The organism is Nostoc sp. FACHB-152 (assembly GCF_014697475.1).
GTDB lineage: Bacteria > Cyanobacteriota > Cyanobacteriia > Cyanobacteriales > Nostocaceae > Nostoc_B.
This window is the reverse complement of record NZ_JACJRV010000010.1, coordinates 78,137-102,947: the sequence shown is the minus strand read 5'-3', so window position 1 is coordinate 102,947 and position 24,811 is coordinate 78,137. Positions and strand designations below refer to the sequence as shown.

The 24,811-nt window shown below is 40.6% G+C and carries 20 protein-coding genes; 12 read left to right on the top strand and 8 right to left on the bottom strand.

Translation table 11 applies throughout. From position 1 onward, the window contains the following. Nucleotides 1-349: 349 nt before the first annotated feature. Nucleotides 350-2,605, bottom strand: a complete 2,256-nt coding sequence (locus H6G76_RS11350) for a PAS domain S-box protein (protein WP_190699888.1) — start codon at nt 2,603-2,605, stop codon at nt 350-352. A gap of 502 nt (nt 2,606-3,107) precedes the next feature. Between H6G76_RS11350 and H6G76_RS11345 the strand changes: the two genes are divergently transcribed. Beyond that, complete coding sequence (locus H6G76_RS11345; RefSeq protein ID WP_190699885.1) at nt 3,108-3,578, top strand: GNAT family N-acetyltransferase; 471 nt, start codon at nt 3,108-3,110, stop codon at nt 3,576-3,578. 15 nt (nt 3,579-3,593) lie between these two features. Here the strand turns inward: H6G76_RS11345 and H6G76_RS11340 are convergent, their stop codons facing one another. Then, a complete protein-coding gene (locus tag H6G76_RS11340) occupies nt 3,594-4,220 on the bottom strand; it encodes a class I SAM-dependent methyltransferase (protein WP_190699883.1) in 627 nt (208 codons plus the stop codon). Nucleotides 4,221-4,457: 237 nt separating this feature from the next. Here H6G76_RS11340 and H6G76_RS11335 point away from each other — a divergent pair, with 237 nt between their 5' ends. The 8 genes from H6G76_RS11335 (at nt 4,458) to proB (ending at nt 10,777) form a co-directional block, all read left to right on the top strand. After that, nucleotides 4,458-4,751: a Mo-dependent nitrogenase C-terminal domain-containing protein gene (locus tag H6G76_RS11335; protein ID WP_190699880.1), complete on the top strand. Its 294-nt coding sequence runs from the start codon at nt 4,458-4,460 to the stop codon at nt 4,749-4,751. A 158-nt stretch (nt 4,752-4,909) separates the two neighbouring features. Continuing rightward, entirely contained in the window at nt 4,910-5,584 is a 675-nt protein-coding gene (locus H6G76_RS11330) for a response regulator transcription factor (protein WP_190699877.1), read from the top strand. 142 nt (nt 5,585-5,726) lie between these two features. After that, nucleotides 5,727-5,927, top strand: a complete 201-nt coding sequence (locus H6G76_RS11325; protein WP_190699874.1) for a hypothetical protein — start codon at nt 5,727-5,729, stop codon at nt 5,925-5,927. 219 nt (nt 5,928-6,146) lie between these two features. Then, entirely contained in the window at nt 6,147-7,385 is a 1,239-nt protein-coding gene (locus H6G76_RS11320; protein ID WP_190699871.1) for an N-acetyltransferase, read from the top strand. Nucleotides 7,386-7,473: 88 nt separating this feature from the next. Then, on the top strand, nt 7,474-7,932 hold the full coding sequence (gene ruvX, locus H6G76_RS11315; RefSeq protein WP_190700046.1) for a Holliday junction resolvase RuvX: 459 nt from the start codon (nt 7,474-7,476) through the stop codon (nt 7,930-7,932). 140 nt (nt 7,933-8,072) lie between these two features. Beyond that, nucleotides 8,073-8,645, top strand: a complete 573-nt coding sequence (locus H6G76_RS11310) for a DUF3727 domain-containing protein (RefSeq protein WP_190699868.1) — start codon at nt 8,073-8,075, stop codon at nt 8,643-8,645. A gap of 141 nt (nt 8,646-8,786) precedes the next feature. After that, complete coding sequence (locus tag H6G76_RS11305) at nt 8,787-9,326, top strand: YqeG family HAD IIIA-type phosphatase (protein WP_190699866.1); 540 nt, start codon at nt 8,787-8,789, stop codon at nt 9,324-9,326. A gap of 341 nt (nt 9,327-9,667) precedes the next feature. After that, nucleotides 9,668-10,777: a glutamate 5-kinase gene (gene proB, locus H6G76_RS11300; protein ID WP_190699863.1), complete on the top strand. Its 1,110-nt coding sequence runs from the start codon at nt 9,668-9,670 to the stop codon at nt 10,775-10,777. 91 nt (nt 10,778-10,868) lie between these two features. Here the strand turns inward: proB and H6G76_RS11295 are convergent, their stop codons facing one another. Beyond that, entirely contained in the window at nt 10,869-12,524 is a 1,656-nt protein-coding gene (locus H6G76_RS11295; protein WP_190699859.1) for an ABC transporter ATP-binding protein, read from the bottom strand. Between the two features lie 311 nt (nt 12,525-12,835). Next, on the bottom strand, nt 12,836-14,419 hold the full coding sequence (locus tag H6G76_RS11290) for a DHA2 family efflux MFS transporter permease subunit (protein WP_190699856.1): 1,584 nt from the start codon (nt 14,417-14,419) through the stop codon (nt 12,836-12,838). A gap of 271 nt (nt 14,420-14,690) precedes the next feature. On the opposite strand from H6G76_RS11290, the gene H6G76_RS11285 reads away from it, so the two are divergent. After that, the gene (locus H6G76_RS11285; protein WP_190699851.1) at nt 14,691-15,272 is read left to right on the top strand and encodes a TetR/AcrR family transcriptional regulator; all 582 of its coding nucleotides are present in this window, start codon (nt 14,691-14,693) and stop codon (nt 15,270-15,272) included. Nucleotides 15,273-15,420: 148 nt separating this feature from the next. Here H6G76_RS11285 and patD read toward each other — a convergent pair whose 3' ends face one another. After that, on the bottom strand, nt 15,421-15,780 hold the full coding sequence (patD, locus tag H6G76_RS11280) for a heterocyst frequency control protein PatD (RefSeq protein ID WP_190699848.1): 360 nt from the start codon (nt 15,778-15,780) through the stop codon (nt 15,421-15,423). Between the two features lie 276 nt (nt 15,781-16,056). Between patD and H6G76_RS11275 the strand changes: the two genes are divergently transcribed. Further along, nucleotides 16,057-18,321 carry a bifunctional (p)ppGpp synthetase/guanosine-3',5'-bis(diphosphate) 3'-pyrophosphohydrolase gene (locus tag H6G76_RS11275; protein WP_190699846.1) on the top strand — a complete coding sequence of 755 codons (2,265 nt, stop codon included), beginning with the start codon at nt 16,057-16,059 and terminating at the stop codon, nt 18,319-18,321. A gap of 139 nt (nt 18,322-18,460) precedes the next feature. Here the strand turns inward: H6G76_RS11275 and H6G76_RS11270 are convergent, their stop codons facing one another. After that, nucleotides 18,461-21,877: a glycosyltransferase gene (locus tag H6G76_RS11270; protein WP_199337332.1), complete on the bottom strand. Its 3,417-nt coding sequence runs from the start codon at nt 21,875-21,877 to the stop codon at nt 18,461-18,463. Between the two features lie 66 nt (nt 21,878-21,943). After that, nucleotides 21,944-22,345 (bottom strand): tetratricopeptide repeat protein, encoded by a 402-nt coding sequence (locus H6G76_RS11265; RefSeq protein WP_190699843.1) that lies wholly within the window; start codon nt 22,343-22,345, stop codon nt 21,944-21,946. 776 nt (nt 22,346-23,121) lie between these two features. On the opposite strand from H6G76_RS11265, the gene H6G76_RS11260 reads away from it, so the two are divergent. Further along, complete coding sequence (locus tag H6G76_RS11260) at nt 23,122-23,340, top strand: DUF4327 family protein (RefSeq protein WP_190699840.1); 219 nt, start codon at nt 23,122-23,124, stop codon at nt 23,338-23,340. A 124-nt stretch (nt 23,341-23,464) separates the two neighbouring features. Here the strand turns inward: H6G76_RS11260 and H6G76_RS11255 are convergent, their stop codons facing one another. Next, entirely contained in the window at nt 23,465-24,718 is a 1,254-nt protein-coding gene (locus H6G76_RS11255) for a protein kinase domain-containing protein (protein WP_190699838.1), read from the bottom strand. Nucleotides 24,719-24,811 lie beyond the last annotated feature (93 nt).

Genomic DNA, 24,811 nt, shown 5'->3' with positions numbered 1-24,811 from the left:
ATATTAATACAGCAGTTTTCTTTTGGATGAAGTACAAAGCTATTAGTTTTGAGGTATGAGGCAATAGTTATTAACACTTGATGGCTAGTTTTAAGTCTTACATTTTGTACTTTCCCTACTGGCCAACTGCTAGAAGTATTCATGAAAAACAAATATTCTCAAGTTTGAAACTCCGTTGCTAGCCTCACGGCTGCAAATTATTTGCGATTTTGGCATTCACAAACCCTTTAATAGTGAGATTTGCATCACTAGGGGAGTCTTCTACTAACAATATTTCAATATTTCGGAATCCTTGAATATTATATGTGATGGTATTAAGCATATATTAAGCGTGTTTTTAGAAAATTTATCAGGTAACAGAATTTTCCTGAAGAGTAAAGTAGAAAGTTGTGCCTATACCTAACTGAGATTCCGCCCAGATGTGACCATGATGTCGTTCCACAATTTTTTTACAGATAGCCAAACCAATACCTGTACCTGGGAATTCCCGACGGGTATGAAGACGACGAAAAACTTCAAAAATACGCTCTAAATATTGGGTTTTAATCCCAATGCCGTTATCTTGTACCGAGAACAACCAGACTGGGTGGGAACTATGTAAGGGTGCAGGGATGCAGGGGTGCAGGGGGGAAATCTCACAGCTTTGCTCCTCTGCTCCTCCGCTCCCCCGCTCCCCCACTTCCTCCGCCCTGACCGCACTAACATGAATTCTTGGTGGCACATTTTTGCGGTGAAACTTGATGGCGTTGCCAATTAAATTTTGAAACAATTGCACCAGTTGAGTTTTATCTGCGAGTAAGGTGGGCAATGAATCATGGGTGATGATAACTTGACTTTGGGCGATCGCTACAGATAAATTACTCAAAGCTTCATTTAGTACAGTATGACAATCAATCAGAGTAAATTCTCGCCCACGAGTTCCTACACGCGAATAAGCAAGCAAGTCTTGAATTAACTGCTGCATCCGTTTCGCGCCATCAATAATGTAATCTATATACTCCTTAGCAGATTCATCAAGCACCTCTCGATATTCTTCCATTAGTAGTTGGCTATAGCCAGTCACAGCCCTTAATGGTTCTTGCAAATCGTGAGAAGCTACATACGCAAACTGTTCTAATTCTTGATTAGAACGCTTAAGTTCCTCATTAATTTTTTGTAATTCTGCTGTACGTTCTTGGATTTTAATTTCTAACTCTGCTTTGGTCTGGTGTAAAGCTTCTTCCGCTAATTTACGCTCTGTTATATCAGTATGAGTGCCTATCCACTCCAGAATTTCATTCTGGCTATCTAATATCGGCACTGCATATACAGAAAAAAATCGATAACTCCCATCAGCTACTCGTACACGATGCTCAAGCTTATAAGGGCTTTTACTTGCCGACGCATGATTCCATAACAATTGTGACAACTCCCTATCATCAGGATGAATTGCATTCAACCATCCCCCACCTTCGACTTCTGCTTGAGTTTGCCCTGTCAAAGCACTCCACAATGAAAATTCTTTGGGTAACCCATTTGCATCTGCTATCCAAACAGCTTGAGATGTGGCAATTACCAACGAACGATAGCGTGTTTCACTCTTTTCTAAGGCAATTTCGGCCAATTTGCGGCGAGTAATGTCTTGAAAGAAAATCGATAGACCTTCCTTGCTAGGATAAATGTGATTTTCTAACCAACGATCCCATAGTGGATAATACTCCTCTATCTCAATTGGTTGCTTTTCTGCCACCGCTTTGTAACAAGCATCATAAAACTTTTTTCCCCGAATTTCAGAAAATTCTTCCCAGATATTTTTGCCTATTAAGTCCTCAGACCGACGATTAAAAAGTTGCCCGGCTCTTTGGTTAACGTAGGTGTAACACCAATTATTATCTAAAGCCACAAAAGCATCTGTGACTGTCTCTAAAATATTTGTCAGTTGTGCTTGTGTAGCTTGCTGTTCCATACGAATCGCTTCTTCTGCCAAAGCTTTATTAATGCGAATTTGCTTTTGCAACAGCCAGTAAACAACTACAATCAACAAAAGACTCAAACCATATCCCAGTCCTACCAACACAATCATGTTTCTAAAACTTGTATCTGTAATTAATGTCCTTTGTCGCAATAGATTTACTTCCTCAATTTCCATTGCTTGAAAGATTCCATAAACTTGTTCACCAACTGCTATCACTTCATCATTACTAACAAATGGAGTAACCTTATCTAAACTTTGTTGTTCAAATATCTGGATAGATTCCTGCAATAAGTTAAACTTTTGTGCCATCAAAGGTTCAAGCTTGTCAATTTGCTTTTGCTGATAGAGATTATCAATAGTTAGATTTCTGATGGTTTTAATTTGTTGATTAACTTTCTGTCTTTCCTGCTGATAAACTTCTTTATAAACCGCTTTCTTGGTAAGTATGTAACTACTGCGTGCGCTTTTGGCATTAGTTAAACTCAGACGTGCATTCTCTAAAGCTTCTATAACTTGATGAGTATGAATCAGCCATTGCTTTTCTGCTTTTAACCTACTGAAACTTATAAAAGAAGCTATCCCAACACCACTTAGTAAACATAATGCCAAAGTAAAACCATATACAACAATTTTTTGTGATAGTTTGTTCATAGATGCTTGGCGAGAAGGCAGCTAATCTTTCAATAGATTTATTCTTTATAGCTAGCAATTAAGCTTTTGAATCAAATGATACATTCAAAATTTATAACTTTCATCAAAGCTATGCTTATATTTACATTGTTTACTGCATAGCTCTCTAGGTATAAAGCTTGGAGCCAAGTTAACAATAGGTTAATCAAAAATACAATATATTTCTTGTTAGACGACGGAACAACGTTTGAAAGTGGAGAGCGATCGCCTATTCTATTATTAAATTTTAGCCTGCTTTTCACCAAGGATCATTTATCATTACTTATATATACTTGGATTCAGCATAAAATTACATTTTTTGAATTGAAAAGCGATGATAATTTTTTATAAATTAACGAATAGATAAAAGTGATTTTATAGCTGATAACCTTAATTAATTGGATGACCGTTAATTATAAACTCGTCAGTTCTTGGTGACAGCCAATATATATATTTTGCAATACTAAAGCTTGAAGTATAGTTCATGAAGCAAAATGCTCTCTACTTACCATATGGGTGTATTTTACGTCAAGCCACCTCAGGCGATAAGTGGCCGATTATATTATTAGTACTTTCCGCTAAACTCGATCCTACGCAATTACGTTGGCAACAATTCTGGATTATCGAATCTAACAGCAACGTCATAGCTTGCGGACAACTAAGGAGTTTTTCTGGTGTACAAGAACTTGGTAGTTTGGTTGTTGCACCAGCTTGGAGAGGTCGTGGTTTAGGCAGTTTGCTCACTCAGCATTTGATAAACCAAGCCACAGAACCACTGTATCTTGAATGTTTAGGTGAGAAACTAGCACAGTTTTACAGCCACTTCGGTTTCGTACCAGTTGCTTTTGAAAATTTACCCCAGTCTCTTAAACGGAAATTTAGAGTTTCGCATTTAGCTAAAAAACTAGTGAAAGTGCCTGTGGTGTTTATGGAATATAGAAACTCTGAAGTCTGAATTACATTTTTTAGCCTATTGCCTATTGCCTATTGCCTCTTTCTCAAAAATCGTCAGCAAAACCGGCCCTAATAAATAATAGTGACTTACACACAAAAGCCCAGCAGCAGAACCTAAAGCTTCGCGTTGCTTGGGGCTGTAAACTCTGATTCCTAGCTGAGAAGTTGCCAGTTTTTGAAGGTCTAACTCTTGTTTCAAGGAAAAATCCACTAAATAAAAGCGTCCGCCAGGACTTAGTACCCTTGCTACTTCACTCAACACCTGTTGAGGTTCTAAATAATGTAAGAAGCTGATAGTGTTGAAAACGGCATCAAATTGACCTACTCCAAAAGGAAGCGACTCAGCTTTACCCTCAACATAAATTAAGCGCGGATGGTGGTGGTTGCTGAGTCTCGCCACACGCAACATTTTCGGAGATAAGTCCAAACCTGTACCACGCAGCTGAGGAAATTGTGTGGCCAAGCGGCCTAACAAGCGTCCAGTACCACAGCCTAAATCAAGGACATTGGCTGGTGGTAAATCAACATATTCTAATAATCGTTGATGAATAGCTCGATAAAATACCGACGGGAAAATCCAATCATAGCTTGCAGCCCATCGGTCAAAAATGAGTTTCTTGTTACTGAGAAAGTTATCAGTCATTGGTCAATACAGTATTGAGCGATATCTAGCCTAGCGTGCAGCAAAAAATTTGGGGAACTAAGTTAGTTATTCTGAAATCTGGGAAATATAGCTTGTAGTTTAATCTATAGCCACAGAGTAAATCTTATCTCTGAATCTAGCAGCCACAAGCGATCGCTGCATAACCCCAGGTAATTTCAACGTATATATTTACAGAGGCTATAACCTCATCAAACTAAAATTATTAAGGTAAAAATTATGACATCTACATCTATTACCCTACGTTATCTACAAAAAGACCTCTTAAGCCCAGTCCGTGAGTGGTTAGACAATATAGAAATTCATAACTCCAAACTTGCGCATTTCTTATGTAAAAATATACCTGCTCAATGTCCGTTTGAACGAGACGTAATTTTGTTTGGTCGTAAACTGTTTCACATTCCTGCAATGTGTAAACTAAACCCTCTATACGAGCAAGTAGTAAGTCTGCGTTTTAAGGCATTATGCTATCTTGCCGATGAATGCGGTGAAGATGTAACTATTTATTGTTAAACAGGGATGCTACTATAAACAGCAGCTATCGGTAATTACAGACTTACGCTTGTGATTTGGTTGAGCCTGTACTAAGCTAGTCGAGACTCAATTCGATATGTATCTAAATATTTTTGAGTCTGTGTTCATTACTGCCCTACTCTGCTGAAATCATTAATATGACGCACATCTTACTAGTAGAAGATGAGGTCAAACTGGCACGATTTATCGAATTGGAACTGAATTACGAAGGTTATCAAGTCAGTGTCGCCTACGATGGATTAACTGCGCTTACAGCTGCACGAGAGTTAAATTTAGATTTAATTATTTTAGATTGGATGCTACCTGGCTTATCAGGTTTAGAAATTTGCCGTCGCCTGCGTAGCACAGGTGATAAAGTACCAGTCATATTATTAACTGCTAAAGATGAAGTTAGCGATCGCGTTGCAGGTTTAGATGCTGGTGCTGATGACTATGTAGTGAAACCTTTTAGTATCGAAGAACTATTAGCCAGAGTCCGCGCCCATCTACGTCGTAACCAAGAAGCAGACGCAGCAGAAATATTGATATTTGAAGACCTCAGCTTAAATCGTCGCACGAGAGAAGTCTATCGGGCCAATAGATTAATAGAGTTAACTGCCAAAGAATTTGATTTGCTAGATTATCTACTATCTCATCCACGACAAGTAATAACCCGCGATCGCATTTTAGAAGAAGTTTGGGGTTACGACTTCATGGGTGACTCCAACATCATCGAAGTTTACATCCGCTACTTGCGCCTCAAACTAGAAACCAACGACGAAAAACGCCTAATTCAAACAGTGCGCGGCGTTGGCTACGTTCTGCGCGAGTGAAGTCTGAAGCTAACTGCTGACTGAATTGCAAACAACCGTTAAACTTCATTGCAAAATAAAAAGCTAATCTCACCAACATGATAAGTTTTGATGATGTGAAGCAACGGCAATCATAGACATAGTAAAGGAGAACACAGTGGCAATGGAATCCAATTTACTAACGGGCAAAGCTGTACAAAACGAAGATTTTAGCGAATATGTTGCCCATTTACAGCTACACATGACTCTGCAAGCTCGCAATCTGGTTCCAAATTTGAAGCATACTGTGGAAGATAGTCGGCAGCAACTACTTCATCAAACCCAAGCTAACTTTGAGAAGCTAATTTCTCGGCAAGGGCTATAATTAACGGAAATTTCATCAAAATTTAAATAAAATAGAAGCAGATCTTGTTAAGTTAATGCTAATAGCGAACTTATCAGGTCTGCTTTTTTGCTTTTGTTAGTATTGAATCAATAAAATCAATCTTTTGGAGCAATAGCAAGCAACGGAAAGCCGTTAAAATTATTGCAGCAGTTCCTACCAAGAGCAGTTAGTTAAAGCTAAATGGCGGCTTGAATCAAAATGACTTCATTACTTCCTCGAAATCTCAGCGTTGTCATCCGGCCAGTCCACTATCGGGATTTGGATGGCATTGAGCGATTAACTCAAGAGTCATTCATAGCTATGACTCCCAGAGGGGCTAGCTATGCTAACCGTCAGATGCAATGGCTGCGTCGTTGGTACGGCTTGCTTAAATTTTTGAGTTGGTTCCCAAATCCGCTACAGTATCGTTTTTGCGCCTACGTAGCAGAACAGGGGCGGATACTTTTAGGAATGATTCAAGTATCACCGTTTAACCGCACTCGCAGTACTTGGCGAATTGATCGGGTGATGTTAGAACGGGCTGCTGATAAGCAAGGAATTGGCTCACAATTGTTGCGTTATTGCTTTGAGTCGATTTTAGAAGCTCGGACTTGGGTATTAGAAGTAAATATCAATGACGTAGATGCCTTAGCACTCTATCGGCAAAACGGCTTTCAACGTTTAGCAGAAATCACCCACTGGGAAATTGAACCTGAATTAGTAGCAGAATTGGCACAAGCAGAGCCAGACTTACCCAATTTGTTACCAGTTAGTAATGCAGATGCTCAGTTACTCTATCAACTAGATACAGCATCTATGCCACCCTTGGTGCGTCAAGTATTTGACCGCAATATCCGCGATTTTAAAACTAGCTTGTTCGGAGCTTTGACCGATGCAGTTAAGCAGTGGTTAACCAAAACCGAAGTCGTAAGTGGCTATGTGTTTGAACCGCAACGCAAAGCCGCAATTGGCTATTTTCAAGTGCAGCTTGAGCGTCAGGGTGACGCTCCCCATGTTGCCACGCTGACAGTTCACCCTGCTTATACTTGGCTGTATCCAGAATTGCTTTCGCAGTTGGCTCGTATTGTCCAAGACTTTCCGCAACAAGGCTTGCGTCTGGCTTCTTTAGATTACCAGCCAGAACGTGAAGAATATTTAGAACGGATTGGTGCAAAACGCACAGAGCATACGCTGATTATGTCTCGTTCTGTATGGCATAAACTGCGGGAATCTAAATTTGTTTCCCTAGAAGGCATTCAGTGGACTGATGTACTGCAAGGTCTGCAACCAGCCCGCAAACCAATACCAGGTGGGATGTCTTGGGCAAAAACTGCACAGCAGCCAGCCTCAGAAATACCAGTACCAGCTAAATCAGATCCTATTGCTTTTAAGTGCAACAACTGTAATATGGAAGCATCTTGTCCAAATGATTCAGTAGATGCACAGCAGGAAAAGTAGGTTGCAAGGCTGAAGGATGAAATTTTATTTTTATCCTTCATACTTCATACTTAAATGAGGAGGTAGAAAGCAGAAAGCAATAATGACAATAAATCAGCATATTTCAGCACTAGGATTAGATGTTGGTCGCAAGCGCATTGGTGTGGCAGGATGCGATCGCACTGGTTTAATTGCCACTGGACTCACCACTATTGAACGCTCATCTTTTATCCATGATGTAGAGCAATTTCAACATATAGTCAATGAGCGTCAGGTAGAAATCTTAGTGGTTGGCTTACCATATTCAATGGATGGCTCTTTGGGTTTCCAGGCGCGTCAAGTGCAGAAATATGCCACCAGACTGGCTCATGCTCTCAATTTACCAATAGAATACGCGGATGAGCGATTAACATCTTTTCAAGCAGAACAGATGCTCATAGCAGAAAACCGTTCACCATCACGTAACAAAGGTTTAATTGACCGTAAAGCAGCAGCTTTGATTTTGCAACAATGGCTAGATGCCAGACGAGCTAGTAAGCGCAGTTGGGCGGCAACTGTCGAGTCTTGATAGCTTTTGACATGATATTCTGAAAGCAATTACTTAGCAGTTGTGTATTAGCCTAAAACTATTTGTTTGTCATTAAATGTCATTCAATAGTCAAGCCAATTTCACAGTTGCGAGTAGAGATAAAGTTTAACCAATCGGCTATGTTTTCCTCTCCATTTTCTGAAGACAACGATCGCGATCGTACAGTATCAATCACCTTGACTGATGACACAGGGCGAACCCTCGAATGTTATATAGAACATTCGCTCTCTGTAGATGGGCAAGATTATGTTTTACTTCTGCCTGTGGATTCACCCATAGAAGTTTTTGCTTGGGAAGGTGAAGATGAGGAAGAAGAAGCTGTTTTAGTAGAAGATGATGAGACTCTTGACGAAATCTTTAGCACAGCTCAAGCTGTCTTATCTGAACAAAATCTAGTTCTAAAAAACACCGCCTACGCTTTGACGGTAGCTGGCGACTTACCAGCTGTAGAAGAATCTGAACTTTTCACTTTAGAAATCGAAGACGACAATACAGATTTAGAACCAGAGCAATTACAGTTACTTGCTAGCTTCTATCACCAAGAGCAAGAGTACGCAATTTATACGCCTCTTGACCCCTTGCTATTTTTTGCTAGGATTACCAAAGATGGTGAACCGGAATTGCTCTCTCCAGAAGAATTTCGCCAAGTTCAACCACTTTTAGAAGAACAACTTTTTAACGAAGTGGAATAAAATGGAAAATTCAAAATTGAAAATAAAAATGTTACATTTTTATACTTTTAATTGAGAATTTTTTAATCAAAAAGATTTCGTGAGTACTAAAGAAACGCTCTCCATAAAGGGCGTTTCTATTTGTGATCTTTAATTATGTCTATGACCTGGAACAATTTCTTACAGCCTGACTTGATTTTAGAAGGTTCAATCTTGCAGTTGAGTACAGAAACGATTCAACAATATGGGCTGAAAGGGCTGGTGTTAGATGTTGATGAAACTTTAGTTCCTTTTACTGTGGATACGGCTTCTCCAGAACTTAAACAATGGGTAGAAGAAATTCGCAGTCATGTCGATTTGTGGTTGGTGAGTAATAACTTAAGTGAAGCCCGAATTGGCAGCATTGCTCGTTCTTTAAACTTGCCTTACTACTTAGGTGCAGCCAAGCCCTCACGCAGAAAAATTAGAGCCGCACTCCAAGCAATGAGCTTGCCCGCCGCACAAGTAGGTATGGTGGGCGATCGCTTGTTTACTGATGTCTTGGCTGGTAATCGCCTGGGAATGTTTACAATTCTTGTAGAACCGATTGTCCATCCTGATGCTGCCCTGCGCTCCCATCCCGTCAGAAATTTTGAAGTTTGGATTTCAGAGATATTAGGAGCCTCAATCACACCTAAACAATCTAAAATCCACAAAAGTTAACAAATCGTCAGGAAAGTAAATCTAAAGAAATAATTAAAAATTATTGGGAAGCACAAAAAACCTGTGATTATAAGTATTGATAACATGGGGTCAGCCAAAAAAGACCCTAGTAAATAACAAATAACTATAAACTGGTAAAGCGTCAGCCTTCACTTATAGAAGGAATGACGCTTTACTTTTTTGTCCTTTGTCATTTGTTCATGACCATTGACTAATGACGAATAGACCTTTTGCATAAATATTTTTTTGTCTCACGCAAAGGCGCAAAGACGCAAAGAAAAGCTCGCAAATAAGGACTTTTGCAAGAAGTCTAATGACTAATGACCATTGACCATTGAGAAATGACCAAAACAATTGTCGTCAAAATCGGCACTTCTAGCCTCACCCAACCAGAAACAGGGCAATTAGCACTTTCTACCATTGCTACCTTAGCGGAAACTCTTTGCGACTTGAGGCGGAAAGGCAATCGCGTAATTTTAGTTTCTTCTGGTGCGGTAGGCGTGGGCTGTGCCAGATTAGGCTTAACCGAGCGTCCCAAAGCGATCGCGCTTAAACAAGCAGTAGCCGCAGTTGGTCAAGGGCGGTTAATGCGGGTGTATGATGATTTATTTACTACCTTGCAACAACCGATTGCTCAAGTATTACTGACTCGCAGCGACTTGGTACAACGTAGCCGTTACCTGAACGTTTACAACACTTTTAAAGAATTGCTAGGGCTGGGGGTAATTCCTGTAGTTAATGAAAATGATACCGTCGCCGTCGATGAACTGAAATTTGGCGACAATGACACTCTCTCGGCATTGGTGGCTAGTTTAGTTGAAGCAGATTGGCTATTTTTACTCACCGACGTAGACAGACTCTACTCCGCCGACCCGCGTTCCTTCCCTGATGCAAAACCTATTTCCTTGGTGAGTGACATCAAAGAATTAGCTCAATTGCAAGTGCAAACAGGCACTCAAGGTTCACAATGGGGAACGGGTGGAATGGTGACAAAGATATCGGCTGCGAGAATTGCCGTTGCTGCTGGAGTGCGGACTGTGATTACTCAAGGGCGATACCCGCGAAATCTCGAAAAAATTTTACAAGGCGAATTGTTGGGAACTCATTTTGAGCCGCAACCGGAACCAACTTCCGCCAGAAAACGTTGGATAGCTTATGGCCTTGTCCCATCTGGAAAATTGTATTTAGATGCAGGAGCGATCGCAGCGATATCTCAAGCCGGAAAATCATTATTAGCAGCAGGTGTTAAAACTGTAGAAGGAGAGTTTGATACTCAAGACGCAGTGCAATTGTGCGACACCAACGGTAACGAAATCGCCAGAGGACTTGTAAATTATAGTAGCAATGAACTGCAAAAGATTTGCGGTCGTCACTCGCGGGAGATTCCTGAGATATTAGGCTATGTCGGTGTAGATACGGTAATACATAGAGATAACTTGGTTTTGACTTAACTCTTATCTTGTATCATGCGACTGGAGTCGCGGCTACACAGGCAAAAACTGCCTGCGCGGGTTTCAAGCTCCTTTCAATAGTGAAACGGTATTAGGCACGTGCTAAAAGGGGAGCCGCAGCTAATAGAGTTTTAGTATACGGATGTTGAGGATTGGCAAAAATTTGTTTTGTTAACCCCAGTTCGACGATTTTGCCGCCATTCATTACGGCAATGCGATCGCACAAAAATCGCGCCAACCACAAATCATGGGTAATAAATAGATAAGTTAGCTCAAATTCTTCTTTTAATTGCAACATCAAATCCAAAACTTGCGATTGTACACTTGCATCCAACATACTCACAGGTTCATCGCATATTAATAGTTTCGGACGAGTAATCAAAGCACGGGCGATCGCTACCCGTTGCTGCTGTCCTCCAGACAAATCTGAAGGATAACGCTGATAATAAACTTCTGGCGGCGTTAACCCGACTTTTTGCAGCATCCACAAAACTTCTTCTTTGGCTTTAGCTGCATCCGCAAGATGATGAATCAACAAAGGATCGCCGATACTCTGTCCTACTGTCATCGCCGGGTTGAGACAAGCATGGGGGTCTTGAAACACCATTTGCATCTGTCGCCGGGAAGCGCGAATTTGTTGGCGCGATAGTTTTGTTAAATCCTTGCCTAAAAATTCTACCTTGCCACCAGTCGGACGAATTAATTGCAAAATAGTCCGTGATAAAGTGCTTTTACCGCAGCCTGACTCGCCCACTAAGCCTAAAATTTCTCCCTTATATAGTTCGAGGTTGATTCCATCAACTGCTTTGATTGTCTGATTTTCGGCTTTAAATAACTTTTCAATAAAGTTAGGTTCTATAGTGTAGTGTTGCTGAAGTTCTGTGACACGCAAAATCGGCGATGCAGAAATGTGTTCTTCATTACCCAGTCCCCAATCTTCAGTTAGTTCATCCACCGTTTGAATGTGTAACGCTGCTTGTAAAAGCGATCGCGTATATTCATGTTGAGGGTTGCCAAACACAGATGATGTCGCCCCCATTTCCACCATTTTGCCGTTGTACATCACACCAATGCGATCGCAGTATTCTGCCACCATCGCCAAATCGTGAGAAATCAGCAACAATGCCATGTTGTCTTCAGCGCACAATCGCGTTAACTCTTGTAATATCTGCGCTGAGACAGTCACATCTAAACTTGTCGTCGGTTCATCAGCGACAATTAACTTGGGGTTGAGAAGTAAAGCGAGTGCGATCGCTACCCTTTGGCGCATCCCACCGCTAAACTCATGGGGGTACTGATTCCAACGACTAGCAGGAATTTTCACCTTTTCCAAAGTCGCCAAAGCTTTTTCTTTCGCTTCCTTAGTTGATAAATGAGGTGAATGTGCTTGCAGAGTTTCTATGCAATGTTTACCAATCGTCATCAAAGGGTCGAGGCGCGTCATCGGGTCTTGGAAAATCAGTGCTACTGCCTCACCACGGAATTTACGCAATTGAGGAATTGTTAAATCAAATACCGACTGCCCCTGAAAAGTCACCCGTCCATCAACCCGACTAGACGGAGGTAACAACCGCATCGCCGCCCGTCCCAAAGTAGATTTACCACAACCAGACTCACCTACCAAGCCCATACGCTCGCCTGGTTTTAAACTAAAAGATACATCATCAACCGCCCAAGTTAGCTCTTCGTCGCCTCGTTGAGGGTAGGCTACTCGCAAATTTTCTATACTAAATAAGGCATCGCTCATCTTAGTGATCAGCCCTGAGCTATTAGCTTCTATAAATTTCAAATTTAAGATAGTCTATCAGATCCGCAAAAGTAACTGTTTCAAGGTACTAAATTAACTTGAGTTCGATGAATAGTTTAGACCTCTCTCCCAACTCCTCTCCAAAGCGGATACAGCTGGTGAATAGGGGGTCAGACCCCTTGTTTATCTACAAATTGGCTTGTAGAGACGTAGCATTGCTACGTCTCTACATTTGGTGAAATGACGAAATTTCGTGGAGTGAGGGGTTATACCCACCATTCACCAACAGTATCCTCAAAGAAGTCGGGTATCTAATGCCCGACAGGGGCTTTTGCGCTTGCACCGCCTTTACCTAAGAACAACAACAGAGGTAATGAGCAAAGAAAGGCTACTCCCACAACTCGAAATATATCTGCAAAAGATAAAACAGCAGCTTGGGTATTTACAGTTTGCTGAAGTAAAGCCAGGGCTTGTTGTTGGGCGGTGGTTGCATCCATTCCCTGGCTTTGCATCGCCCCAGTCAGCATACTGAGGCGTTGATTCGTTTCAAAATCATAAAGACTGAGGTTAGTTGACAAAATCGCGCAGTGAAAAGCTTCGCGTTTATCTAACAAAGTAGTCAGAAAGGCAATACCAACACTACCACCTAGTTGTCGGGTGAGGTTATAAAAGCCAGAACCCGCAGAAACGTCTTGCTTGGGTAAAGGACCTAAAGTTGCCAAACTTAGGGGTAAAAACATCAGTACAGTAAAAGCCCCCCGCCAGATCAACGGCCAAAATAAATCATCTGTGCCAGTTTGCAAAGTCAATTTTGACAAGTCAAACATGACAAAAGCTGTACCAACACCACCGATCGCAATTAATAATCTGGCATCGATTTTGGTGGATAATTTACCCAGCATAATCATTACGATCGCTGAGGCTAAAGCACCAGGAGCTAACAATAATCCTGTTTGTGTGGCTGTAAAGTGCAGGATACTTTGGGCAAAAATCGGCACTGCAAACAGCGCACCATACAATCCCATCCCGACAATTGCAGATAAAAAGCTTCCCGCAGCTAAAGAACGGTGACGCAAAACTCTCAATGCAACGGCTGGATGGGAAGTTTTTAGTTCCCACCAAATAAATAACACCAATCCCACAACGCTAGCTACAGCCAAACTGGTGATAAACCCAGAGGAAAACCAGTCTTCTTTCTCGCCTTCCTCTAGGAAAGTTTGCATACAGCCGATCGCAATGATTAACAGCCCAATCCCTAGCCAATCAACAGCTTTACTATGATCTGTGTTTTTGTTGTCTTTCGGCAGAAACATCCAACACATGACTACTGCTAGAATCCCAAAGGGGATGTTAATGAAAAAAATCCACCGCCAGCCTAAAGCGTCGGTGAGATAACCTCCCAACGTTGGGCCAATTGCTGGGCCAGAAATTACCCCCACGCCAAATACTGCTTGCGCTAAACCTTGCTCGGCTGGTGGAAAGGTTTCAAATAAAATAGCTTGGGCTTTGGCTAATAATCCTCCGCCAAATAAGCCTTGGGCGATGCGGGAAGCAATCAGCATCGGTAGATTAATTGATAACCCACACACAACCGAGGCAATGGTGAACCCAATTAGGGAAAAGATAAAGTATGTTTTTTTACCAAAATAATCTCCTAACCAAGCAGATAAAGGAATTAACACGACGTTAGCGATCGCATATCCTGTAACCACCCAGCCAATTTCACTCACGGTTGCTCCTAAACTCGCTTGCATAGATGTCAGAGCAACATTCACAATACTAGTATCAATTACTTCGAGAATCGCACCGAGAGCAGCAGAGAAAGCGATCGCCCATTTTAGCGGCCCCTGCACATAGCCAGCTTGATTAAAACTGGAACTATTAGTAATAGCCATTTTTCTCAACAGAATTATATTTAAAGCTAAAAATTTCAGAGAATGCCCTGACCTGTTAGGGCATAATTATGCTGACCAATCTATTTCGCTACGGTAGCGTATCATATTAAGAAAGGTCAAGGGGGAATTCGCTAAAACTGGAAAAATACTATCTAAAGACACAGTAGTAGTTCACCACGCAAATATTGACAGGTGTAGAGCGGGGAAATGGTAAGGATTTAAATCTTTCCCCTATCCCCCTTACCCTTTCTCCTTCCCTTCCCCACTCCTTATGAAAAATCCTTCTGGTAGACCACGTAGTAGCCAGGCAGACCAAGCAATTCTGCAAGCAACCCTAGACTTATTAGCCCAAATTGGATATCAAAGCATGAGTATAGAAGCGATCGCTTCCCGCGCGGGTGTAGGTAAAACGACAATATACAGACGTTATACTTCTAAAGAAGAATTAGTTGCAGATGCGATCGAAAGTCTGCGGGAAGATTTACAGATACCCAATACTGGCAGTTTTTGGGGAGATATGGATATTGTGATCGAGAATGCGGCAAACAGAATACAGAGTCCCCTAGGTCGCCAAACACTCGCTTTGATAATCAGTACAGCATCTAGCAATCCGCAATTTGCCCAAGTCTATTGGAAAAAATATACCCAACCCCGACGTGATGCGTTTGCACAAGTCTTAGAACGTGCCAAGTCAAGAGGTGAAATTCAACCGGATGCTGATATTGACTTAATTATCGACCTAGTGAGTGGGTCATTATATTATGCACTTGTCTTCAAACCGACATCCGCACCATTAACAGCTTATATGCGCCAGACTCTAGAACTGATAATCAAAGGTGTTGGCACTCATTAATCATACTTATACAGTTTTATTACTAATAATGTCCATCCAAATCTGCGACTGAATCTTAGTATTAAATCTTTATGATATTAAAGGAGATATGTTGTTGATAAGTTTTCTTTGATCCTGGTTAATTTAACGACAAAACTTCAACAGCAAGCTAATCTTTAATTTCTCCTGGTGTCTCTTGTTGCAGTATCGCATGGCAATATTGAAGTAATGTAGTGAGGCGATCGCCAATGGTCTTAAGTCTCACTTGTGCCGTAGCAGTCTGCCGCGCTCCCTGAAAAAACATAACATCAATTTCTAATAAACGCAGTTGTTTGCTAATTTCCGTCCGATAAGATTGCTCTTTTGAGTTTTCTGCTACTAAAGGCACAATCTCTTGTTGAAATAACTGCTGCAACTGGGCAACACGCTGCCGAAATAGGGTTATGTCAGGTTCGTTAGCAGTTATTTCCGAATTTAATTGCACTAGTAAATTGGCTAGTGCCTGATATTTCTCACAATTTAAAGACATTGAGTGCCATTTAAGATAGTATTAATGACAAGAATTTTTCTACAATATATCTTCTTGAACCACTATCACAAGCTTCAAAGCAGGGTTTGAGGCTTTGTTTGTCATCTATTGTTTTTCAAGTTTACGATCCTGGAAAACCAAACTAGATAACTAACAAAGGCAATTTAACAACCATCCTGACATTCCATTTATCGCCCCCACCAGGGCCACAGCATCATTCCCAGAAAATGCTGTAAATCTCGTCCATAGTTTACCTAACCAGCGATTACCTCTTGTATGAGCGGCACAGCTACTAGTACTTCAATTGACGTTAGACTCCCGGAATGGCTAAACAAATGTTTACGCGAGTCATCACCCAGGAGTGAAGCAGAAGATGACCGACGGCAAAATGATGCATCATTAATTTGCCGAGCATTTGAATTTGCTTATCAACTGCATAAAGGACAAACTCGCAAATCGGGAGAACCATATATCTGTCATCCCGTAGCTGTAGCTGGTTTGCTACGCGACTTAGGGGGTAGTCCTGCTATGATAGCAGCTGGATTTCTTCATGATGTAGTAGAAGATACAGATGTCACCATTGAAGAAATAGAAGAGCTATTTGGCGCAGAAGTGCGGTGCCTAGTCGAAGGTGTCACCAAACTTTCTAAATTTAATTTTAAAAGCAAAACCGAAAGCCAAGCTGAAAACTTCCGGCGGATGTTTTTGGCAATGGCGCAAGATATTAGAGTAATAGTGGTGAAATTGGCAGACCGTTTGCATAATATGCGAACACTGCAATATATGTCCGAAGAAAGCCGCCGCCGCAGCGCCCAAGAAACACGAGATATATTTGCACCTCTAGCTAACCGCTTAGGAATCTGGCGGATTAAATGGGAATTAGAAGATTTAGCATTTAAATATTTAGAACCAGAAGCTTTTCGGGAAATACAGCAGCACGTTTCCGAAAAACGCAAGGCGCGAGAAGAGAAATTAGTTAAAGCTACAGAACTTTTAAGAGAACGGTTGCAACAAGCAGGAATTTGCTGTCTAGAGATTAGCGGTCGTCCCAAACATCTTTATAGCATTTACCAAAAAATGCAGCGACAGCACAAAGAATTCCATGAAATTTATGATTTAGCAGCCCTGCGAATTATTGTTCAAACAAACGAAGAATGCTATCGCGCCTTAGCTATAGTTCATGATGCTTTTCGCCCTATTCCAGGGAGATTTAAAGATTATATTGGACTACCCAAACCTAACCGCTACCAATCTTTGCATACTGGGGTGATTGGTTTAACAGGTCGTCCTTTAGAAATTCAAATTCGTACCCTAGAAATGCACCATATTGCGGAATATGGAATTGCTGCCCATTGGAAGTACAAAGAAACAGGTGGTTCTTATACACCATTGACAGCCACAGATGAAAAGTTTACTTGGTTACGCCAGCTGTTGGAATGGCAAAGTGACCTGAAAGATGCCCAAGAATATTTAGATAGCGTCAAAGATAATTTATTTGAAGACGATGTTTATGTCTTCACCCCTAAGGGAGATGTTGTTTCCTTAAATCCTGGTTCTACTAGTATAGATTTTGCCTATCGCATCCATACAGAAGTAGGTAACCATTGTGCCGGTGCTAGGGTAAATGGGCGGATGGTGCCTTTGCCTACAAGACTACAAAATGGCGATATTGTAGAAATTATTACCCAAAAGAATAGCCATCCGAGTTTAGATTGGTTGAACTTTGTCAGAACTTCGACGGCAAAATATCGGATTAAACAATGGTACAAGCGATCGCGCCGCGAAGAAAATGTCACCCGTGGACGAGAATTATTAGAAAAAGAACTGGGTAAAACAGGTTTTGATAACTTGCTGAAGTCAGATGCAATGCAAACTGTGGCGGAAAAATGTAATTATCACAGTGTGGAAGACTTACTAGCAGGTTTGGGTTACGGTGAAGTCACCTTAAACTTAGTACTTAATCGTTGGCGTGAAGTAGTTAAGTCACAGCAACCTGTAACAACTGCGCCGCTAGTTTTACCTAAAGAATCAGCTACAACCAAATCGTTACGGGATGTACCTCACACTAGTTCCCGTGCAAGCGATTCCCCAATTGTAGGTGTGGAAGGGCTAGTTTATCATATGGCAGGGTGTTGTACACCAATTCCTGGAGAAGCGATTATTGGGGTCGTGACCAGAGGCAGAGGAATTTCGATTCATCGCCAAGGATGTCATAATCTGGATAATGTGGAGTGCGATCGCCTAGTACCTGTAAAATGGAACCCAGCCGCAGAGAATAGTAGCCGTCCCCACACTTACCCAGTGAGTATTCAAATTGAAGCTCTTGACCGTGTGGGTGTTTTAAAAGATATCCTATCGCGATTGAGTGACCAAGGCATCAACGTCCGTCATGCCCAAGTTAAAACAGCTATTGGACAACCAGCCTTAATGGACTTAGGAATAGATATACGCGATCGCTCGCAACTCGAACAAGTCTTTGTTCAAATCAAAAAAATGAGCGACATTATCAATATTCGTCGCGTTGGTCAGTCTGAGGAGTAAGCTAAGATAGCAGGGAATAGGCAATAGGCAATAAACAACAGGCTTGAAAGTCTATTTAGGATCTTTCACTGCTGTACATTACAAAGGAGAAATATGGAATTTTGCAATTCCATACTTCAAACCTCTGTATCACTTCACTTTATAAAACACACAGTTGATTAACAAAACTTTCTAGTTTGCAAGCTGGAAGCAATTTTACTGGTAGTTCTGCTAAAGCAGTTTTATCTTCATGTTCCAAAATAATTCTGCTGTTGAGACGAGGTAATAAAGCTTGCCATTGAACATCTGCTAAACTACCAACCAAAGAAATTTCTAGCCCCTCACTGATATCTAAATCTTCTTCCATCAGAAGATTCATTGCAATACCAGAAAGTAACATTTGTGCATCTTCAGTAGCGATGTTATGTGTATTGATGAGTAAAGTAGTTTTTTGACTGTCAGGATAAGTTGCGATCGCTTGAATTACTGATTGCAATTCTAAACCAACTAACTCTTCTGACTGCAACCAATCTGGGAAAACTATCAAATTAACTTCCTGAAGATTTAAAGACAGCAAAGTGGCATTAATTAAAGCAGAACTTACTATATTAGCCATCTTTGACCAAGAAAACTTTTGCGCTTGAGCTAAACCAGCCTTAATTAAGGCTTGACGAACACTCGGCTTCTGCACATCACATAAAGCATTTGCCAGTCCATATACATCATCATCTTTGACATATATTACCGCCTCACCTCCTACTTCAGGAATTGAAGCATTAGCACAAGTAATTACCGGACAGCCACAAGCCATAGCTTCTACAATTGGCATTCCAAAGCCTTCATACTTAGAAGGATAAACGAGTGCCACAGCACCAGAATAAGCTATTGCTAATTCTTCATCACTAAGCTGCAACATATAAACAGAACTACCTAATGTGCAAGCTCGAAATTCAGGTGCTAATATACCGCCGCTTCCTGTACAAACAATATCAAATCCATAGCTACTGGCAAGTTGAGCAAAAGCTTGAAAGAATAACATACTATTCTTATAACCATTACCAGCACCAACCAAAATAAAATAAGGTTTTGTAATGCCGTATTTAGCTTTAAATGCGTTAACCTCTTCAGCTTTTGCTGGCGAAAAAGTACTGCTAACTCCACAATGAGCTACAGTGATAGACTCTACAGCTACTTCAGGAAAAAACCTTGCCAAGTCACGCGCAGTATGTTCTGAAATAGCTATATGAGAAGACGCTTGCTGGATACCTTGATGTTTTACTTGCCACATGGGATTATCCATATTCCATCCCATAACTTCTGGAATCATGTCATAAGCCATGAATACAGAAGGGGTTGTCATAGGAGTTGTGTAATAAGAAGAGATAAATAACTCTGCGCCTACTTGATCACAGATTTGTTGCAGCATCTGTTTATCAGCTTCGCTATTGTTATAGTCGTAGGCAGAAATTGTGCGATAACGAATACCCTTAATTTTAGGTGTAGTATTTGCTCTATCTAAAACTAAAATATGATTAGCAAAATCACTATTTGCCCATTCTTCTAATAAACTTCGCCAAACTCTAGCAATACCAGTTTGGTAGAGTTGAAAAAATACGCCATCAATAATAATTTTTCCAAATGCTTGTTTAATATTATCTAATTTCTCAATCCCTACTATTTGTAATTGAGCCTGAGATCTGTGGCTGACATCATAATTTTTTAAATGCTTTGGCAATTTCCAATTAATTTTTGGATCAGGTTGGTGTTCAACTGGTTCAACATTTCCACGCCAAGCTACCCCCATAATTTGCATGGTTTGGTAGATCATTGTATTCCACCCTTTGTCCTTAAAGTAGTCTAAGCCTTGGGCTACGTCAGGAGAGTTTAAATCATGAAATAGAATTAAAGCATCAGGCTCTGCTAATTTTTCGCACGTGATCGCATCATTGAGAGGCCCTGGTGCTTCATGATCACCATCAATGAATATTAAAGACCACTTGCGTTGTAATTGCTGGGCTAACTCATCTACTTTTTGTGGGCTATAACCAGATACAAGATTAACCGAATCAAAAACCCCAGCAGCCCTTAGAGAAGCACTGACACTTTCATAAATATCTTCTCTACCTAATAAAGGATCAACTACATCTAATTCAACCCCTGCCAAAGCCATATGACAAGCAGACCAACCAAGCCAACATCCAATTTCTAAAGCTTTTTTACCTTTAAATTTCAGGGCTGTATTATAAAGAATATGTGCCTCGTCACGACTTAAAAATCCAATACTTGGTTGCCTCTGATCGACATACCAGTTATGAGGTATATCATGACGTAGATAAGGCCATTTACAAATGCTTGTATTACCTACAATCATATTAGGAAAAAATTGATTGGGTTGGATGATTTTTAATCCTGGTGAAGCATAGTCTCTAGCGGGTAATAATGCTCTTTCAACTACTGTCATAGTTTGCTCTAGCATTCGCTCTTCCCGAAACAGATATTCTGCTCTTTGCTTACAAGCTTGACCAATAGATTCACGTAATTCAGAATTTATAGCCCAGTCTTCAATAGTGCTGGCTAATTCTCTGACTGTGGCTTGTGGATCAAGTTTAGGATCAGTCAGTAGTTTACCAGTTTCACCCAATTCTTCAGGAATGCCACTTACTGCTGAAGCGATGACTGGTAATCCTTTCGCCATCGCTTCCATGACGCATAAAGGCATTCCTTCTAATACAGAAGGGAAAACAAAAATATCAGCTGTATTTAGCCAATTTAAAACATCAGATCGCTGCCCTAAAAAAAGAACTTTGTTGCTAATTCCTAGTTGCTCAACTTCTTCTTTTAGGTTGGTTTCTAGTTGTGGCTCAAAGATTCCCCCACCTATCCAAATAAAGTAAAGTTTAGCCCATATTGGACTATTCATCAGACGCTTAATTGCTTCTAATTGATACTGGTAGCCTTTTCTTGATTCTATACGAGCAGCAGTCAAGCAAACTATCGCATCTGAAGGAATACCTAGTGATTGACGTAGGTTTTTACGTAAATACAAATCACAAGCAGTGAAATATTGTTGAGGTCGTCCGTAATAAATAACTTCTCCCAAATCTGGAGATAACTTGAATAATTTGTGTAATAAATTTAAATTTTCAAATGAAACTGCAACTACTGACTTAGCTTCATTATATTGATAGGATAATTCTTCTAAATAAACATAAAATTTATCTGCTAAGTGAGGCTCAACAAGTCCCTCAATAATAATGTAAGGTATACGAAGTTGAATAGCAATTTGCTTGATAGCTAAATTAGCAAAAGGATTTGTGTTACTACAAATAATTAAATCAGGTTGATTACCTGCATTTGTTAAGATTTGAGATAACTTTTGAATTATGTCTTGGCTTAACCAAATATGCTCAATTCCTAATTTTTTTTGCTCAGTGATGATACTATCATTTACTGCTTGAGGTTGTAGGCAGGTAACTCGATAACCTAAGTTAGCTAATTTACATAATAGTGAATGATTGTATTGTGCAACTCCACCAACCCCTGGATCTTCTGTAGATAATAATATATGTTGACTCATGTTTTTTAATTCCCTATAGTAGGTTGCACCTAATCAATCTCTTTATTTTTTAATTTTAGAAAAAACTTAGCGATCGCTCTTATCTTGTTGTTGTTTTACTTGCTCTAATACAACTTTGTAATCCTTACGTTCAGGGTGTAGTTTCACTAACTTTTCCATAAGCTCGATCGCACCCTTGGTATCCTTTAAATGCAATCTAGCTACAGATAGTTTTTCTAAAGCAACTTGGTTGTTTGGTTCCCGTTTGAGAACTAGCTCATAACCCTGTGCTTGTTTCTGTAAAGTAGACTCAAGAGATACATTGCTTGCATTGCTTGTCTGAGGCTGCTGTTTTTGTTGAGCTAAATTAGCTAAACCAAATACCGTAGAACCTAAAAAGGATACTAAACCTACTACCGTTAAAATCTTTTTCTTCCGCTCAATTTTCTTTTGACGCGAAATAATATAGTCATCCCCAGAACTAGACATATATTCAATGCTTGCTGTAGAAAATACTGAGATGCCAGCAAACCCCTCGTTATGAGAGTACCCAGCAGCCTAGAGAAACTATCATCTGGTTGTAAAGTTTTTATAATCTTTCAGTGTCATACCCAGCTAATTGAATCAGGCGTTGCTGAATTAAGGGATGAAATTCCAGGTACTCAAATGTAAAACTCCTGATACTCTCCGCGCCTTTGCACCTGGGCGTGAGAAAATTCATCCTGCATTTATGCAATGCCTTAAATCAATCGATCTTTAGCTTGACTTTGATATAAATGTTAACGGCACTACGGGTGAATGTCTGCTAAAAAATTAAAAATATATGAACTTTTGTAATAAATATATTTAGTCCTAGATACTTGCGATAATGTAGATAACTAGTATTCGGGGTCAAGTCTCCTTAACTGTGTCTCAAAAACTTCAAAACAGCCCAAAATAGTAATTTTTCTAAAACATCAGATAACAATGGCTGAGGCACATAAATTCTGTAAGTTCCATTTATTTTACGGCTACAACTTTCAAGACGGCTAATTTTTACGTTAGGCATAAGTAATCGTTGCAAGGTATAAATTTTAGTTATGTGGTGGTAATTACCGTACAAAACCGAATTTATCCAAAAACAAGTAGAGTTTGTTATGGTATAGTTAGAAAGTTAAGACTAGCTTTACCAATTCCAAACGCTCTACGCATCGATAACAATTGCAAAGCGGAAAGCAGTTTTGATTAAGCATTTACCCAAACGAAATCTGAATTGAATTTAGGTTATGACTCAGCAAGTGATTCACCCTATGGTGAAATTGCAGCGTAACGTGCAATCACTCGTAGAATCCAATATCATCAAACCAACTGATAGCATCTGGAAAATTGCCTTGCTCTACGGCAATGACTGGCAGCACTGGAAACAGGAACTGTTGGACTTTGGCTTTACTATGCAAGACCCAATCAGCGAATTGCTAGCAGTAGAAGCATGGGATGAAGAATAGTAAGCGGGAGTGGGGTAAAAAGAGACAGGGGAGACAAGGAGCAGGGAGATAGGGGGAGGAAATTTACCCTCTTGCCCCCAACCTCCAGCCCTCTTTCCTCTTCCTACTCACAACTCCCTACTCCCTAAGTCTTGCAATCTGCTAATGCTGCGGCTAATTCTATAGCAGTTTGATAGCGATCGCGTGGTAATGGCTCTGTCACACGTTCAATCACCTCTCTTAATTGGGGTGTAATCGTGGGAGAGTTAGCCACATCAAACCGGAAATTTCGTCCTTTTTGGCGGAAAAACTTAAACGGGTTTTCCCCAGTCAGTAAAAAGATTAGTGTCGGCCCAATGGCATATAAATCTGATTGAATCAGAGGTTGTCCGCGCTCTTGTTCGGGCGCGCAATAACCTTCTGCACCAATTCGAGTGCCGGGTGTCGTGCCAATTTCTTTAACAGCACCAAAATCTAACACCACTATCTGATTATTGGCATTCCGCACCATTAAGTTAGCGGGTTTAATGTCACGATGAATTAGTGGTGGCTCTTGGCTATGCAAATAGTCTAAAATGTCGCAGGTTTGAATCATCCAGGCGATCGCTTGGCTTGGCGTTACTGGCCCAGTCATCTGGACTCGTTTTTCCAAATCCTGCCCATGAACTAATTCCATAGCCAAGTATTTTTTGCCATTTTCTACAAAAAAATCGTAATACTTGGGAATTCCTGGATAATTGAGAGACTTGAGTGTATGGGCTTCTCGCTCAAATAATTCTTGGGCTTTGGCAATTTTAGCCATATCAGCGTTCATTTGCTTTAAGACCAAGAGTTGAGGATTTCCCGTCATCCAACCTTTTGTATCCCAAGCTAAATAAGTAGTACCCATCCCGCCTTGTCCCAAAGTTCGCAAAACTTGATACTGGCGGATGGTCTGCTGTACAGCCAAAGGTTGACCACAATGGATGCAAAACAAATTGTTGGGAGAATTGCCTTCGTGAGTGCAAGTATTACTTGCTCTTGTCGGGTCTTGATTTAAAGATAATGATGCAATGGATTCTTCTGTTTCAGCACTAATGGTCGATACTTCCTGAATTTGAAATTGCAGTATTGGGCCTCCCTGTGCTAGTTGCAGCAGAGCATTATTAGGTAGCGAACTTTGAATGACTAAAACGCCATTCAGGAAAGTACCATTTGTACCTTGACTGTACACCTGCCAAGATTCATCATTAGCTGCACTGATGTGTCTAATTTCTAAATGATGCCGGGAAACCAAACTATCGGGTAAAACCACATGATTGTCCGCCGCTCGACCAATCCGAATCACGGCGGAGTTCTCAAAACACCACTGTTTCAGAGGTGTTTTTTGTTGCGGTTCTAACAGTGTCAGAATAACCACAATAAAACCTGAATGAGGTAAAAATAGGGAGTTGGGAGTTGGGAATGGAAAGAGGAAAAGGGGCAGGGTGCATGGATCAGAGGGGAGAATATA